General features: G+C 68.8%; 17 protein-coding genes. 2 read left to right on the forward strand and 15 right to left on the reverse strand.

What is annotated here, in order from left to right; all coding sequences use genetic code 11:
• Positions 1–30 precede the first annotated feature (30 nt).
• From ACZ4TO_RS36995 to ACZ4TO_RS37050, 12 genes are all read right to left on the reverse strand, one after another.
• On the reverse strand, positions 31–519 hold the full coding sequence (locus ACZ4TO_RS36995) for a single-stranded DNA-binding protein (protein ID WP_468026479.1): 489 nt from the start codon (positions 517–519) through the stop codon (positions 31–33).
• 73 nt (positions 520–592) lie between these two features.
• The gene (locus ACZ4TO_RS37000) at positions 593–1375 is read right to left on the reverse strand and encodes a deazapurine DNA modification protein DpdA family protein (RefSeq protein ID WP_468026480.1); all 783 of its coding nucleotides are present in this window, start codon (positions 1373–1375) and stop codon (positions 593–595) included.
• Positions 1372–1980, reverse strand: coding sequence for a hypothetical protein (locus tag ACZ4TO_RS37005; protein ID WP_468026481.1), 609 nt, complete (start codon positions 1978–1980; stop codon positions 1372–1374). The genes ACZ4TO_RS37000 and ACZ4TO_RS37005 overlap by 4 nt, the downstream gene beginning before the upstream one ends.
• A gap of 14 nt (positions 1981–1994) precedes the next feature.
• Positions 1995–2189: a hypothetical protein gene (locus ACZ4TO_RS37010; RefSeq protein WP_398394298.1), complete on the reverse strand. Its 195-nt coding sequence runs from the start codon at positions 2187–2189 to the stop codon at positions 1995–1997.
• Between the two features lie 151 nt (positions 2190–2340).
• Positions 2341–2592 carry a hypothetical protein gene (locus tag ACZ4TO_RS37015; protein ID WP_468026482.1) on the reverse strand — a complete coding sequence of 84 codons (252 nt, stop codon included), beginning with the start codon at positions 2590–2592 and terminating at the stop codon, positions 2341–2343.
• 140 nt (positions 2593–2732) lie between these two features.
• The gene (locus ACZ4TO_RS37020) at positions 2733–4937 is read right to left on the reverse strand and encodes a cell division protein FtsK (protein ID WP_468026483.1); all 2205 of its coding nucleotides are present in this window, start codon (positions 4935–4937) and stop codon (positions 2733–2735) included.
• A 155-nt stretch (positions 4938–5092) separates the two neighbouring features.
• Positions 5093–6580 carry a DNA cytosine methyltransferase gene (locus tag ACZ4TO_RS37025; protein WP_468026484.1) on the reverse strand — a complete coding sequence of 496 codons (1488 nt, stop codon included), beginning with the start codon at positions 6578–6580 and terminating at the stop codon, positions 5093–5095.
• Between the two features lie 19 nt (positions 6581–6599).
• Entirely contained in the window at positions 6600–6929 is a 330-nt protein-coding gene (locus ACZ4TO_RS37030) for a hypothetical protein (protein ID WP_468026485.1), read from the reverse strand.
• Positions 6926–7576: a GGDEF domain-containing protein gene (locus tag ACZ4TO_RS37035; RefSeq protein ID WP_468026486.1), complete on the reverse strand. Its 651-nt coding sequence runs from the start codon at positions 7574–7576 to the stop codon at positions 6926–6928. The genes ACZ4TO_RS37030 and ACZ4TO_RS37035 overlap by 4 nt, the downstream gene beginning before the upstream one ends.
• Entirely contained in the window at positions 7573–8559 is a 987-nt protein-coding gene (locus tag ACZ4TO_RS37040) for a DUF2637 domain-containing protein (protein ID WP_468026487.1), read from the reverse strand. Before ACZ4TO_RS37040 ends, ACZ4TO_RS37035 begins: the two co-directional genes overlap by 4 nt.
• Positions 8556–8852 carry a hypothetical protein gene (locus ACZ4TO_RS37045; protein ID WP_468026488.1) on the reverse strand — a complete coding sequence of 99 codons (297 nt, stop codon included), beginning with the start codon at positions 8850–8852 and terminating at the stop codon, positions 8556–8558. The genes ACZ4TO_RS37040 and ACZ4TO_RS37045 overlap by 4 nt, the downstream gene beginning before the upstream one ends.
• Positions 8853–8970: 118 nt before the next feature.
• Positions 8971–9354, reverse strand: a complete 384-nt coding sequence (locus ACZ4TO_RS37050) for a RapZ C-terminal domain-containing protein (protein WP_468026489.1) — start codon at positions 9352–9354, stop codon at positions 8971–8973.
• A 490-nt stretch (positions 9355–9844) separates the two neighbouring features.
• Between ACZ4TO_RS37050 and ACZ4TO_RS37055 the strand changes: the two genes are divergently transcribed.
• Both ACZ4TO_RS37055 and ACZ4TO_RS37060 read left to right on the forward strand, forming a co-directional pair.
• On the forward strand, positions 9845–10612 hold the full coding sequence (locus tag ACZ4TO_RS37055) for a helix-turn-helix domain-containing protein (RefSeq protein ID WP_468026490.1): 768 nt from the start codon (positions 9845–9847) through the stop codon (positions 10610–10612).
• Positions 10612–11085 (forward strand): NUDIX domain-containing protein, encoded by a 474-nt coding sequence (locus tag ACZ4TO_RS37060; RefSeq protein ID WP_468026491.1) that lies wholly within the window; start codon positions 10612–10614, stop codon positions 11083–11085. Before ACZ4TO_RS37055 ends, ACZ4TO_RS37060 begins: the two co-directional genes overlap by 1 nt.
• Here ACZ4TO_RS37060 and ACZ4TO_RS37065 read toward each other — a convergent pair.
• The 3 genes from ACZ4TO_RS37065 to ACZ4TO_RS37075 all read right to left on the reverse strand — a co-directional run bounded on the left by ACZ4TO_RS37065 (position 11073) and on the right by ACZ4TO_RS37075 (position 13673).
• Positions 11073–11642: an HD domain-containing protein gene (locus ACZ4TO_RS37065; protein WP_468026492.1), complete on the reverse strand. Its 570-nt coding sequence runs from the start codon at positions 11640–11642 to the stop codon at positions 11073–11075. The genes ACZ4TO_RS37060 and ACZ4TO_RS37065 overlap by 13 nt on opposite strands.
• Before the next feature lie 11 nt (positions 11643–11653).
• Positions 11654–12100, reverse strand: a complete 447-nt coding sequence (locus ACZ4TO_RS37070; RefSeq protein WP_468026493.1) for a GntR family transcriptional regulator — start codon at positions 12098–12100, stop codon at positions 11654–11656.
• Positions 12101–12476: 376 nt separating this feature from the next.
• Positions 12477–13673, reverse strand: coding sequence for a pentapeptide repeat-containing protein (locus ACZ4TO_RS37075; RefSeq protein ID WP_468026494.1), 1197 nt, complete (start codon positions 13671–13673; stop codon positions 12477–12479).
• Between the last annotated feature and the right edge of the window lie 414 nt (positions 13674–14087).

The following is a 14087-nucleotide window of genomic DNA, read 5'->3' on the forward strand; positions in this document are numbered from 1 at the left end:
TGTGGTGAGAGACGGCCGCCCCGGGCGTCTCTAGAACGGCGGCTCGTCGCCTGTCGCCGGGGCGCCGGCCGGAGCGGATGCGCTCCATCCGCCGGGAGCGGGTGCGGCGTTGTTCCAGGGGTCGTCGGCTGGGGCGGATCCGGCGCCGTTGCGCTGGGCGCGTTCGACCTTGGCCGTGGCGAAGCGCAGCGAGGGGCCGATGTCGTCGACTTCCAGAGCGAGCATGGAGCGGTTCTCGCCCTGGTCGGTCTTCCAGTTGTGCTGACGCAGGCGGCCGGTGACGACCACGCGCATGCCCTTGGTCAGGGACTCGGCGACGTGGTTGGCGAGGTCGCGCCAGGCGGTGCACCGCAGGAACATCGCGGTGCCGTCCTGCCACTGGTTGGTGGTCTTGTCGTAGCTGCGCGGGGTGGAGGCGACGGAGAATTTGACGATGGCGGCGCCGCTGGTGGTGAAGCGCAGTTCGGGGTCTGCGGCCAGGTTGCCGACGATGGTGATGGGGGTCTCTCCCACGGACATGTGGATCACTCGCTTTCGGTGTGGGTGGGAATCTGGCGGATGACGCGTATTTCGAACACGCTCGGGTCCTTTGTCAGGCGGTTTGATCGGCGGTGTCGTCGCCGAGGGGTGGTTGGTGCCAGGGCGGCAGGGTGGTCAGGGTCCGCGTGCGCCACTGGAGGGCGTAGGGAAGGCAGTTGGCGCAGTTCTTGTGGCTGTGGCCGGGCAGGGGTGCTTTGCGGCGTGCGTCGTAGGACCAGGCGAGGGAGTCGGCTGAGGTGAGGTCGTGCCCGCAGCTGCGCAGACCGAGCGTCTTGAAGCCGAAGCCGTGCAGCCTCATCCCTCTCGCTGCGAGGGTTTTGACGATGGTCGTGGCTTCCCCGGTGGCCTGACGGCGACAGACGGAGCCAAGCCCGACAACGGGTTCGGCGGTCAGGTCGATACCGGCCCGTTGGTAGGCGTCAGCGCAGGCGAGGTAGTCATGCAGGTGCCAGCCCTGGAGGACGGGGACGATCGGCAGATCCGGGGCCGTCTCGCGCAGGTGGAGGTAGTTGTCGATCGTGCGGCGTTGATGTTCGCCGACGCTCAGACCTGTCAGGCCGGTGATCCAGGGCTCGCACATCCAGTCCATGGGTGCTGCCCACGTCAACTGGCCGATCTCGTCCCGGAAGCGGCGGACCGCGGTGAGGTAGGTGCGGGCGGGGGTGCGCCAGGTTCCGTACATGGACAGTTCGGTGAAGCCGCCGGAGTCCAGGGCCCACGGGGCTGTCGCGCGGGGCAGCGTGCGCCGGGACGCCAGGCGCCGGTAGGAGACGAACAGGGGGACGTTCGCGGTGCCCAGCCATCCGGGCTGATGCGTACCGAGGAAGAACCTCACCGCGTCCTCCGATCGTCACTGGCGGGAAGTTGCGGAAGTCCCGTCGCGGTGAGCGCCTGCGCGTCGAAGCCGGGGAGTGCGGCGCGGGCGGTGAGGGCCTGCGCGAGGGCTTCGGCGTACGCGGCGCCGGTGCGGGCCACCTCGATCTGCGTGGTGCCGCGGATGGTCTCGACGCGTTCGAGGTGGGCGCGTTCCTCGCGGCGGTCGCTGACGTGCCGCTCGTGCGCCACGCGGGTGCGGCGGTCGGTGCGCCAGTAGCGGGCGGCGAGGCTGTAGGCGCCGGCGGTGGCGACGGACCACAGCAGCAGCGGGAGCGGGAGCCCGTCGGCGTATCCGGCGACGCCGGCGAAGGCGAGCGCTCCGGAGGCGGCGAACGCGGTTCCCGCGATGACCGGGTCTCCGGCGCGGCCGACGCTCGCGCACGCGCCCGCCGCGGCGGCGCCGATGGACAGGGCGGCCATCAACACGGCGTTGCCGAGGGAGTGTTCGGCGCCGTGGGCGTTCCAGAGGCGGGCGAGGGCGAGGACGGTCGTGGTGGCGAGTGCGGGTGCGGTCTTGGGCGCGGCGAGGGCGAGCCAGTGCCGGGCGACGATGGGTTCGTTCACGATGGTCTCTCCCGTCAGTTGCCGAGGTCGGCCAGTGCGGTGGCGGACGCCTGGACGAGGTTGTGGATGGGTTCGTAGGCGCCGGTCCCTGCGGCGAAGAAGCCGAACAGGAACAGCACCAGGGCGGCGCCGCCACCGGCGGACTTGGTTTTGACGGCGAGGGCGGACGCGGCGCCGAACAGCAGCACGGCGGAGATGTTGAGGATCACGGGAACTCGCTTCCGGGCGAGGTGGGTGGGTGGATGGGCTCTGCGCGCCCCGGGTGCTGGCAAGTTCGGGGCGACAGACCGGCGACCGTGCCTGCCTGGCTCCAGCTAGGAGCGGGGTCCGTCTGATGACGGGCGGTCGCCGGTCGTCTGCTCAGTCGGTGCCGGCGCGGTAGATGCGGGCCCAGCGGTTGTAGAGCCAGCGGCCGGCGCGGATGCGCTTGCCGGTTGCCTTGCAGCGGCGGCAGTCCTTGCCGCGCTTGAGGCGTCCTTTGCGGTCGGTCTTGAGTGCGTGGCCCATGCCGCGGCAGCGGCGGCAGTTGCCGAACGGCGAGGCCGCACACAGTCCGCCGTAACTGAAAGTGACGGCGATCAGGCAGGCGACAGCGGCGAGGATGGGGGTCATGACGGGCCCTCCGGGCGGGTTTTCGGGGTTTCCGCTGGTGGGCCGCTAGGCACTAGCGGCCTGATCACGCATGATGTGGGGTGCTAGCGGTGCCGCTAGACCTAGCGGGGTGTGGTGCTAGGTCTAGCGGCGGTTTCCGCTCAGCCCGCGTCCCGGTTTCCATCACGCTCCGCGATCGTCGCGGTGATGCGGGCGCGTTCGATGCCTCGCCGGTTGGCGCCCTTGCCGGACTCGGTCTTGCCCCACACCTGGCCGGTGGCGATGCCGTGGGGCTTGAGGGCTGCGGCCAGTCCTTCGGCGTCCCAGCCGCCGTAGACGTCCGGCCGCAGTTCGGCAAGCCGGGCGACGACGGTCTCGGACCACACCTTGGGTTCCTCGGCGGGGACGACGGCGAGGATGTCGGCGAGCAGGTCGTATCCGGCCGCATCGCTGACCGGCGGTTCCTGCCCGAGGGCGTGTCCGGCGAGCGTGCCCGCCTTCTCGCGCAGTGCGCGGGCACGCAGGGCGATGGCCTCGGCCAGTACCGAGTTGACGTTCACGGAGCGCACGATGCGGGCGTCCGAGCCCTCGCCGACGAAGTAGCAGATGCCCTTGTCGGCCCAGGCGAACATCGTCGCGCGCACCCCGCGCTTGTACGACGACGTACCCAGCACCATGTCGTTCTCCAGCTGACCCATGACCTTCAGGCACCAGCGGGCCGAGGCGTTCGCAGAGATGCCGGTGGGCAGCGACTTGGCATCCGGGCGCTGCGTGGCCAGCAGCAGCACGATTCCGGTGGCGGGGCCGCGCTTGACCAGGTCGGTGCAGATCTCCTCGAACTCCGCCCCGTACTTGGGGTGTTCGAACCACTTCTGGCACTCGTCCACCCCGATCACGATCGGGTGCAGTCCCAGCGACGGCTTGTCCGCCAGCTCGGTGGTGACCTTGGACTCCGGGCAGATGTCCCGCGGCAGGGAGCGGATCACCTTCGCGCGTCGGCGCAGCTCGCCGCGGACCTCGCGCATGTCCGCGAGCGCGTACTCGAAGTCCTCCTCGTCCTCTCCGGCCCGGTGGCGGTAGGAGACCTGGTCGCCGACCGGGTCCAGGTCGCCGGTGCCCTTCATGTCGTAGCTGTGCACTTCGGCGCGCGGGTCCAGGGCGGCGAGCAGCAGGAGCAGGCGCAGCAGGAAGGTCTTGCCCATGCGCGGGATCGCGCCGATGACTCCGGCGATGTACATGAGGGTGACCTCGACCCAGCGTCCGCGCTGGTCGGTGGCGAACGCGGCGGGCTTGAACAGGTCCACCGTCCCGGACTTGGCCAGCGGCCACGCGGGCACCCTGGTCTTGGACATGTCCTGATCGCCGACCCACAGCACCAGCCGGCCGGTGTGCTCGTCCGGCACCGCCTCGGGCCACACGCAGCCCAGCGGACGGCGCAGCCCGGAGGCGAGGCGTTCGCGGCGGTCCATCACGTCGGTGACCGTCACGCCGTACGGCAGGTCGCCCTCGGCACGCCAGCCGGGCCCGTCGCGGGTGATCGGGGCGGTGAAGGCGAACCCGTCCCGGCCCTTGCCCTGCGCCTGGTTGATCGCCGGAATACCGAGCGCACCGAGGGCCCGCAGCACGATGTCCGAGGTGAGCTTGGGCGCGTTCGGAAGTTCCACAGCCCTGTGGACGACCGGGGCATCCGCTTGGCGTCCGGCGGAGCCTAACGCCATCACGACCGCGCTCACCGACACCGCCTGGAGCCAGTCCGGGGCGAGGACGTAGAGGGCGAGCGCGGCGCCGATTCCGGTGAACAGGGCGAGCACGGCCACGATGGTGCGCAGCCTCACCCGGCCGTCGCGCTGCCGCGACAGCTTGAGGTACTCGGCGGCGTCCTCGCGGCGGACGGCGGCGAGGCGGACCGGCTCGCCCTCGCGGTCGGCGACCCACCGCATCGTGCCGCCCACGAACCGGGCCGCGCCCGTCGGGGCCCGGAAGGTGAGGCGGGCGGCATAGACCGGGGTGCGAAGGGCGTGGTAGCCGACGGTGTGCGCGTAGTGGCGGGCCACCCACGCGGACGCGGTCTTGAGTTCCGCCAGCGACTTCAGCCAGAGCGGGACGACCGCCCGGCGCTTGGCTCCGGCCAGCCGACCGAGATAGCCCGGACCGGTGACGGCCGGTGCCGACCGGTCGACCATCACGCGGACGGTCGGGTCGGTCGACTCCGTGCCCGACCCGCCCGTGCCGGAGTCGGGTGACTGGTCGGCCGACTCGGTCCGCGCCGACCGTGCCTTGCCGAGGTCGACCACCTCGGCCCGGGGGTCGGCTGTCATCTCTGCTTCCAGCCGGTTGAAGAGTTCGTTGTCGTCGGGGTGGTTCACTGAACTTCCTTCCGCTTTCGGGTGTGAGGGAGAGCGGGCCCGGTCGACGCTGTAGGAGGTGGGCGGCCGGGCCCGTGCCATGACTCTTGCTGGTGGCCTAGGGCGTTGCTAGGCCATGCAGCGGCCACCTGTGGCCAGCCGGCGGCCACGCCATGTCAGGCGGCGTGGGCGGCGGTGCGGGCCAGTGCTGCGGTGACGCGTTCGCCGATCCACTGGGCGACGTTGCAGGACACGGCGTTTCCGGCCTGCATGGTCTGCTCGCCCTTGTTGCCGTGGACGATGTAGTCGGCCGGGAAGCGCTGCGCGAGCAATTGCTCGCGCGGCTGGATCATCCGGTAGTGGCAGTCGTCCAGCTCCGGTGCCGGGCCGAGCAGTCCGGCGGAGTCCTTCGTGCCGAGCGTGTGCAGCGGCTCGCCGGCCGACTTGGCGAGCGCGTTGCGGTAGGGGATGACGAGCCAGTGGTGCCGCCCCTGCCCGGTCACCGTGTCGACCGGCGTGGAGACCGGGCGGGCGGTGGCGTTGCGGCGCAGCGTGACGATGAACGAGTCGTCGACCGGCGGCGGGGTCAGCAGTGCCTCGAACCCCTTGGGGTTGGCCAGCCTTGTGCGCATCGGCTCGCCCGTCAGGGTGGGTTGGGTGTTCCAGGTTCCGCCGGTCGGTACGAGGACCGCGTCCCCGATCTTCACCGTGCGGGCCGCGAGCGGCGCCGTGTTGGCGGGGACCGCGCGGCCGTCGTGCCCGCCGTGGTTGACCGTGAGGACCATCCGCGCCTCACCGAGCAGGTTCAGCCCGGCGCGGATGCGCTTGATGGTGTTCGCGGCCAGCGGGCGCAGCCCGTGCGCACTACGGTCGCCGATCCGCACCCCGAGGTTCGTCCAGTCGATGATGGACGCGGCCGGACGCACGTACGGCTCCACCAGGGCGTGACGGCAGACAGTGTTCGGGCAGCGGTAGTCGTACTGCTGCTTGTACTTGCCCACCCGGCGACCGTTGCGCCAGGTCTGCACCGCCCCAACGTCTTCACCGCAAACGGTGCAGTACGCCAGCGGCGACGGTGTCAGGTCCGGGACGGGGACGTCGGTGCGGGTGAACGCGACGTAGATCCGGTCCCGCCACTGCGGGGCGGGCAGGTTGTCTCCTCCCCCGACGTGGGCGGAGGAGACGGACACGACCTGGGAGCGGTAGCCGAGCAGTTCCATGCCGCCGCGCCACCAGTCGAACAGCTCCCAGTCCACGGCGAATTCGAGGACGTTCTCGCACAGCACGGCGGCGTAGCGGTGGACTTCCGTCGCGCGGATCACGTCGTAGGCGGTGGCCCGGGTGCGTTCCCAGCCCGCGTCTTCCACCCGCCCGTACTCCTCCAGTTCGAGGGCGAGCTGTCCGTGCGTGCGGCGCCTGCCGCCGGCCGGGGAGATCTCCGTGCAGATCGGTGACGCCCACAGGATGTCCGTCCGGGGCAGGCGCCGCATGTCGTAGTTGTTGATGTCCGCGCACAGGTGGTCCGCCTGGCGGTGGTTGGCGGCGTGCGTCTCCACGGCGCGCTGCCAGTGGTTCGCGGCCAAGCGCAGTTCAAGGCCCGCGCCGACCAGGCCGGTGGAGGACCCGCCCGCGCCGCAGAACAGATCGGTGAACGTCAGGCTCATGCCTGATCTCCCCTTCAGGTCAGAGGTCGAACAGGCCCGGTGCCTCGACAGGCTGGGCCTCGCTGGTGCGCGCCGAGCGTGCGGCGGCGGTGTGGCACTGCGGGCACCAGGCCCGCAGCTCCGACGTAGGCAGAGCGGCCGCATTGACGGGCGAGGTGAGCGGGTCGGCGGGCGCGGCGATCAGGCGGATGCGGTGGCCGTGCTTGCTGGTGTAGCCGTCGTGCTCGCGCGGGCAGCGGCCGTCGGTCTTGGCGTGCTCGTTGCCACACGCGCCAACGCACTGGCAGCGGTGCCCGGCCGCTTCCATCACGGGCCGCCAGGTGCCGACAGCCGCGAGGGGCTCGCTCATGCCGCCACCCCCACAACCGGCCGGTCCGTCCGTGCGCCGGTACGCCCGGCACGCCGTCCGGTGACGGTGGCGAACAGCCGGCCCAGCCCCGCGCGGCGCAGTCCGGCACGGGCCTGCTTGGCCGCGTACATAGCCTCGTCCGCCCGCCGCAACAGGCTGGACAGGTCGTCGGCCGGGAAGTCCGCTGCCCGCACCCAGCCCAGCGAGACCGTGGTGCGTATGGCGGGGTCCTGTCTGTCGACAGGGCGGGCGAGGACCCCGCGCAGGACGGTGAGCAGGTCGGCAGCGGCACCGTGCTCGTCGATGAGGACGGCGGCGAACTCATCGCCCCCGAGCCTCCCGGCGACCCCAGCCCGGCCGACGTGCTGAGCGAGCCGGTCCGCGGTCGCCTTCAGCAGCGCGTCACCAGCGGCGTGCCCGTGGGTGTCGTTGATCTGCTTGAAGCGGTCCACGTCAGCCAGCACCACGACCGACCGGGAGTCCTTGAGCAGGGCGGCGGCGCGACGGGTGAACCCGTCACGGGCCCATAAGCCGGTCAGCGGGTCACGCCGTGCCGTGTCGAGGCGGGAGCGCAGCCGCCACGCGTGGACAGCCCAGCCCACAGCGGGCGACAGAGCGGAGAGCAGAGCGGTTACCTGAGTGTTCATGCCACCGCCTCCTGGTCGCCCTCGATGCTGTCGGTGATGGGGTGCAGGCGTCGACCGTCGGCGCGCTCGCTGAGCAGCAGGTCGCGCAGCACTCGGGAGTTCGCGGCCGAGCAGTGCAGCGTGGTCCGGATCGCCTCCGCGTTGATCGCGTCATCCGTCCACTCCGCCGTGGCCGTCCGCGCCTCCGCGAGCAGCTCCGCAGGAGTCCGGGGCGCTTTGCTGGTCTTGGCCTTGGCGGTGCGGCGTTTACGCGCCGGCTTCGCGGCGTCCTGGTGGGGCGGCTCCGGGTCCTGCGGCAGCACGGGCGGCAGGTTCTCGTCGGCCGGAGCCAGTTCCCCCAGCTTCAACAGAACCCGCTCGGGGCGAGGTGTCTTGGAACGCCAGCGACGACCGTGCTGCTGCCGCAGCTGTGCACGGGCCAACTGCCGTTCCCGCTCGCGCCCCAGTGCGTCCGCGTACGAGGTGATCTCCCACAGCGTCATGCGGCGCCACAGAGCGAACGTGGACAGCGGGGCGAGCAGCCAGCGAGAGCGGCGGATCTTCTCCATCCGCCGGCCGGTGACGGCGCCGATCCGGGAGGCGTAGACGTGCGCGGCCACCTCGGACAGGACCACCCACAGCAGCGGCATCGTGCCGTGCGCCACCTTCGCGGACAGCGAGTGTCCGGCCGCGATGTTGAGCCAGCACGTCACCCCGGTCAGAGCCCACGGAACGAAGCGCACCCAGCTCAGCGGCATGTCCGTACGGATCAGCAGCAGGAACGCCGCCGTGAACACCGGGATGGCCACGTCGATACCGACCGGCAGCATCCACGGAGAGGCGAACCCCCAGCGGGCGCCTGCCGCCGATACCGCCTCGAACGAGGACGCCAGGCCCAGCCCACCGACCCCGGCCGCCGTCACGGCGACCGTGCCCAACAGCCACAGCTCGGGCCTCGACAGCTGCGGCACCGCAGAGACAGGCGTCTCGGTCGCGGTGCTCATGCCGCCGCCCTCTTTCGAGGAGTGCGGCGCCGCGCCGGTCGCGGCAGTTCGACGATGTTGAACAGCTGCGGCGCGTAAGCCTCGATCGCCTCGGCGGCGAACCGGCTCACGCGGTCGGGCAGGTCTCGGTACTCGGGGGTGGCGAGGATGTCGCGGGCCGCGTCCAGCCGGGCCGCTCGCTCCTCGTCGCTCTCGCCGTCGACCCCGAGCCACAGCTCAACCGGGGTCCCGAGGGCGAGTTCGAGGAAGTCGGTGTCGTTCACGGCCTGATGGCCGCCGATGTAGGCACGCATGACAGCGCTCCTGATGTCGAAGGGGTGGAGAGACGCCGAGCGGTCGTGGCCTGGTGGTGAGAGGCGACCGCTCGGGATGTGCGCCCTGACCGGCTTGGCTGCCATCAGGGCGAAGTGATCAGCGCTGGACGACGGGTTTGTCCAAGTCGCGGTGGTGGACGGACACGTCGTGTCCGGCGTCGCGCAGCAGCTCGGCCAGTGCTCGGGCAAAAACGGGGGCGCGGTGGCGGCCGCCGGCGCACCCGTCGGCGACGGTGACGGTGCCGTGGGACGGCCCGGACGCGAAGGCGTCGACTGCGGCTGCGGTCGCCAGTGCCAGTGCCGCGATCCCCGGGGTGGCCAGCACCGCGGCGCGGACGGGTTCGTCGTTCGCGGTCATGTACCGCAGTTCGGGGCTCACGTGCGGGTCGCGGAAGTGGTCGCGCAGGTCGATGGTCAAGTGCGCGGCGGGCGGCTCGTCGTGCAGGTAGCCGAACGAAACAATCTCAACGGCAGCGGGCATGAGGGCTCCTCTGAGGTGGAGGGAGGGGCGGCCGTGGTCAGGATGTGGTGAGAGACGGCCGCCAGCAGCACCCCCAAGACGGATTCGATCCGTCGCCATCACGGCGCGTCGGGGCCGCAACGCCAAGGGCGCTGCTCAAGGACTGGTTGCGCTGTACCTCACGAGGGACGAAGTCCCACGTGGCTGCCTACTTGGCCGCGGAGAGGCGGCGTGATCCCCATTCAGTTGTCAAAGATCAACGGCTTCCTTCGGACCCGTTTCATGGGCCCTCCAGATTGGGAGGAACATGTATTACGTGTTCCTCATCTTGCAGCGAGGTGTCCGCTCCGTCAAGCCCTTCGGCTGTTCAGGCTCCGCGGGCCTCTCGCGCTCGATGTACCTACAGATTGGCGCCGGACACGGCGACGCTCGACTCCGCAGCTGTACGGCCTGGGTCGTTCTTGGTTAGCGTGAAGTCGTACCAAGTCGTCCCAGCAGCACGGAGGTTGGTGTGGCGAACGAGCGGTTACGCGGCGCCATAGTGGACTTAGGCCTGACCCTCGACGAGGTGGCTCAACGGCTCGGGGTCGCGGCCAAGACGGTCGAACGCTGGATCAACGAACCCGAACGCAAGCCATACCGACGCTTCCAGTACGCGACGGCCTCGCTGTTGAAGTGCGAGGTGTCGTACCTGTGGCCCGACGAACGCACGTCGGCAGAGGTCACCGCCTCTGGCAACGCAGAGCTGGTCAGGCTCTATCCACACCGGTCCGTGGTGATGCAGACGCTCTGGACAGATCTCTACTCCAGGGCGCGACGCCAGTTCGACGTGCTGGTTTACTCCGGCTTCTGGCTGACAGAGGACGCAACGTTCCACCGCATCGTGAAGGAAAAATCGGCAGAGGGCGTGCCTGTCCGACTCCTCATGGGAGAGCCCGCCTCGCCAGCGGTAGCCGCGCGCGGGGCCGACGAGGGCATTGGTCCAGCGATGGCAGCGAAGATCCGAAACGCCCTGGTCAATTACGGCCCGCTCTTCGGCCTTCCCGGCGTTGAGTTCCGGCTGCACAGCACCACGCTCTACAACTCGATCTACCGAGCTGACGACGAGATGCTGGCCAACGGCCACATCTATGGCGTGGGCGCATACATGGCCCCTGTACTCCACTTGCAGCGCGTCCCTGGCGGCGAACTCTTCGACGCCTACGCTGAGAGCGTGGAACGGGTGTGGGAATCGGCCCGTCCCATCTCCTCGCCGGCCGACTGGGAAGGCGCGAACTGATGAGCCGCATCGACTACTTCCGTGACCCGAACGCCCCGAAGGCCAACGCTGTGGTGCCCTCGGTCACGGCGATCGTGCGGGACGACGCGGGACGTCTCCTGCTCATCCACAAGACCGACAACAATCTGTGGGCCCTGCCGGGCGGCGGCCACGACATCGGCGAACGCATCGCCGACACTGCCGTTCGCGAGGTCTTGGAAGAGACCGGTATCCAGGTCGAGGTGGACAACATCGTCGGGCTCTACACCGACCCTGAACATGTGCTCGCATACGACGACGGAGAGGTTCGGCAACAGTTCTCCATCTGCTTCCGAGCCCACCCCGTCGGCGGTTCCCTGCGCACCAGCAGCGAATCGAAGGAGGTCCGCTGGGTCACCCCTACGGACCTCGATGGACTGGACATCCACCCATCGATGATGCTGCGCATCCGGCACGGCCTCGACGAGTCGCGACCTGATCCCTACATCGGCTGATCGGCAACCGAAGCTTGCGTCAACCGCGCTTCAACCCGATCCGCAGCTGCATGGATCTCGGGCGCCGCGCGCCGAATGAACCGCCAGACGATCGTGTCTGGACCGTATCGCTCCTCGATCTCGCCCAGCCGTTCGGCTGGCGTGGTCTGCGCCCCGTCCGGTGTCGTCGTCATGTCGCAGAAGAGCAGAGCGTCAACGAGGTCCGGCCGCTCTAGCTCGAACTCGCTCTCCAACTCTTGCCGCAGCCCACGTTCCTCTGCTTCCAAAAGCGCACACGAGTGGTGGGCCACCAACCGAACGACCCGCTCGTCCGCACCCTCCTGGTCCCGGAGGAACCGCGCGCCATCCAGCGGATGGAAGCCGGTAACTGCAAGGGCCGGCGAGTAGCCGATGTCATGCAACACCGCGGCGGCTTCCAAGAGTTCGGCGTCGTCGCCCACGATCGGGCTCAGAGAACGAGCGCGCTTGGCGACCCCCAGAGAGTGCGCCCAACGACGCGGGAGCGGATCGGACAGCAGCGATTCGGAGAGCGAGTACGCCCACTCAGTGAGTCCCATGGCGGTCAAGACTACGGCCGGGCAGGGGAAGCCGGGAGAGCGCGCACCGTACGCCCCTTGCCGTGGACAGTGGCCAGTAGACCGTTCCCTTCCATCTGCGCCAGGACTCGACGCACGGCCGTGCGCGAGGCGCTGAAGCGGTGGCAGAGCTTCGATTCGGACGGGTACGGATCACCCACCGACAACGACTCCTCGGCGATCAGGTCCGACATCCGTTCGGCAAGAGACCGCCGATCACCATCCCGCACGATGCGCCACCCAATTCCGGGAGCGGACTGCAGAAGACCCTCAGCTTCAAGAACCTGGAGAGCCCGCCGGACGGTGTTCCGGCCGACACCATGCTCACGCATCAGGTCAGCCTCCGACGGCAACACTTCAGCGTTCCCCTCCACTCCGATCCGCTCCCGGAGCTTCTCTGAGATGACCAGGTAAGTTCCGCGCGGGCTGGCCTCTGACACTCCGGCTCCTCTCACTGCCTTCACTGCCCGTTGCCAAGAGTGCCATGAGGTGCGCACGGGATAGCTAGACCCGTCGTGTCCCACCTGTCCGACTGTCCCAATATGGCACTTGACCTGCACAATTAGGCGGGACAGGGAGATTTACCAGAGTCCCACCTGTCCGGCCTGGGGCCAGGTTGCAACACCCGAGGTGTTGCAACCCCTCATGCTGTCGTCCACAGGGAGCGCCTACGGCGTCCTGCTTTACGAGCGACAAGCCGTTGCCGGAGGGCTTGTCGGGTACTCACTGCCCTCCGGATGTTCAGCACGGGCTGCCATACCCCCTCCGACCGTGCACGACCTGAGATCGCGTGTCGTGCAAACGCCAGCTGCAGCGTCAGCTGGGCCACGCTGACGGCAGCACTAGCCCAGCCGGCAGGGGCGCCTCGTGCGGCAGGACTACGTTCGCGGGTGCTGCGCCATTGGCGCCGGACAGATCGACAGTGCCACCAGAAAGCACCGCGCCCGCAAAGACAACAGTTCCTCCGGAAAACGTCGCATTGTCAAAGCTAGCCAGGCCACCTTGGAATGTTGCGCCGCGGAAGGTAACACTGCCTCCGGAGAACACCGCGTCACGAAAGGCGATCCTGCCGTCACGGCAGGAGATGTTGTCGAAGCAGACCGGGCCACGGGAGAACTCTGCATCGGGAAAGATCACCCGGCCGCCTGAGAAGATCGCGTCACTGACGCTGACCCAACTGCCCGAGAACTTTGCCTCGTGGAAGTCAACCGTGCCGTCAGTGAATTTCGCAGCATCGAATCCGACGAATCCGTCAATGAAGGCCGCATCATGGAATAGGACACGGCCTCCAGAGAACACCGCATTGTTAAAGGTGACTTGGGAACCGGGACAGAACTGTGTGTAGCTGAAGTCGACCTCGCCGCCTGAGAACACCGCACCGGTGAAGCTGACCGTACTGCCGGAGAACACCGCACCAGAGAAGTCTCCGCCGTCAAAGATGACACCAGTGAAGTCAAAGTCATGCCCTTGCCAGGAGTGCTGGTGGTCGGAAGATCGGCGCAAGCGGTCGCGAATCAAGCGGATCACGGTATGACGCACTTCTCTCAGGGCCAAGTAGGCGTGCCTGGCCTCCATGGCATCAGCTGGGAGATCGGCCTCGAGGGGATAGGGCAGACGAAGGTAGGAGCACAACACATCAATGCATGTCTGCCGTAGGTCGCGCGTCGGCGCGTCGTCGGCGAGGCCTGCCAACGCATGCACTCCTCCCAGGCGCACTGCGGCGGAGTCGTCGCCGAGCTGGCCCACGGCTGCGGTGAAACGTTCGGTGTGTAGGCGGGAGGCCTCGCGCAGAGCGCCATCTTCGTCTACGCGCTGGCGTCGATAAGCGACAACCAAGGCGACCAGGGCTCCGGCACCAGCGACTACACCAAAGGAGAGCTTCACCAGGTCAAAGAGAGTTTGGGAGTCGATGCGGCGCTCAGGCTTGAGCCCGCGCGCATCAAGCAAGTCCCACCCGGTATAGAACACCGCAGTGGCCACCAGGACCGCCACAGTGAAGGCCAAGACGAGCACCCGGCCTACTGGCCACAGGCGCAACCCCCGCCGTTCCACCCGGCGCCGCAACGTAGGTACTCCCATACTCGGTCAAGACTGTTGTCGTGACGAGTCGGTTGCAGTCGCCTTACCCATCTGACGGAGATGGCCCGGTGCCGTCGTCCGAACTACGGACTTCGCTGAGGTGGTCACCAAGACCACGCACCGTGTCTTACCTCTTCGTTGCAGGGGCCGGCTTTACGGTACCGAGCCGCCAAGCTGGACAGACACCCTTCCCTCCTGCTCGATCGAGAGTGAGACACCCAACGCCAGAGGACCTGGACGAAGTGGCCGGGTTCCTCACGCGACATAGATCTTTGGCAGTACACGGAACGCGGTGTCCCATCTGCCCCACGGTCCCAACACTTCCGCCGATCTGCGGAAACAAGGACA

It is taken from the genome of Streptomyces sp. NPDC028298 (assembly GCF_055565895.1).

Bases quoted from the DNA above. Each gene is read 5' to 3' on its own strand.
- ACZ4TO_RS37030 (WP_468026485.1), bottom strand. From the start codon at position 6,929: ATGAGCGAGCCCCTCGCGGCTGTCGGCACCTGGCGGCCCGTGATGGAA.
- ACZ4TO_RS37065 (WP_468026492.1), bottom strand. From the start codon at position 11,642: ATGGGACTCACTGAGTGGGCGTACTCGCTCTCCGAATCGCTGCTGTCC.
- ACZ4TO_RS37025 (WP_468026484.1), bottom strand. From the start codon at position 6,580: ATGAGCCTGACGTTCACCGATCTGTTCTGCGGCGCGGGCGGGTCCTCC.
- ACZ4TO_RS37035 (WP_468026486.1), bottom strand. From the start codon at position 7,576: ATGAACACTCAGGTAACCGCTCTGCTCTCCGCTCTGTCGCCCGCTGTG.
- ACZ4TO_RS37045 (WP_468026488.1), bottom strand. From the start codon at position 8,852: ATGCGTGCCTACATCGGCGGCCATCAGGCCGTGAACGACACCGACTTC.
- ACZ4TO_RS37015 (WP_468026482.1), bottom strand. From the start codon at position 2,592: ATGACCCCCATCCTCGCCGCTGTCGCCTGCCTGATCGCCGTCACTTTC.
- ACZ4TO_RS37060 (WP_468026491.1), top strand. From the start codon at position 10,612: ATGAGCCGCATCGACTACTTCCGTGACCCGAACGCCCCGAAGGCCAAC.
- ACZ4TO_RS36995 (WP_468026479.1), bottom strand. From the start codon at position 519: ATGTCCGTGGGAGAGACCCCCATCACCATCGTCGGCAACCTGGCCGCA.
- ACZ4TO_RS37050 (WP_468026489.1), bottom strand. From the start codon at position 9,354: ATGCCCGCTGCCGTTGAGATTGTTTCGTTCGGCTACCTGCACGACGAG.
- ACZ4TO_RS37040 (WP_468026487.1), bottom strand. From the start codon at position 8,559: ATGAGCACCGCGACCGAGACGCCTGTCTCTGCGGTGCCGCAGCTGTCG.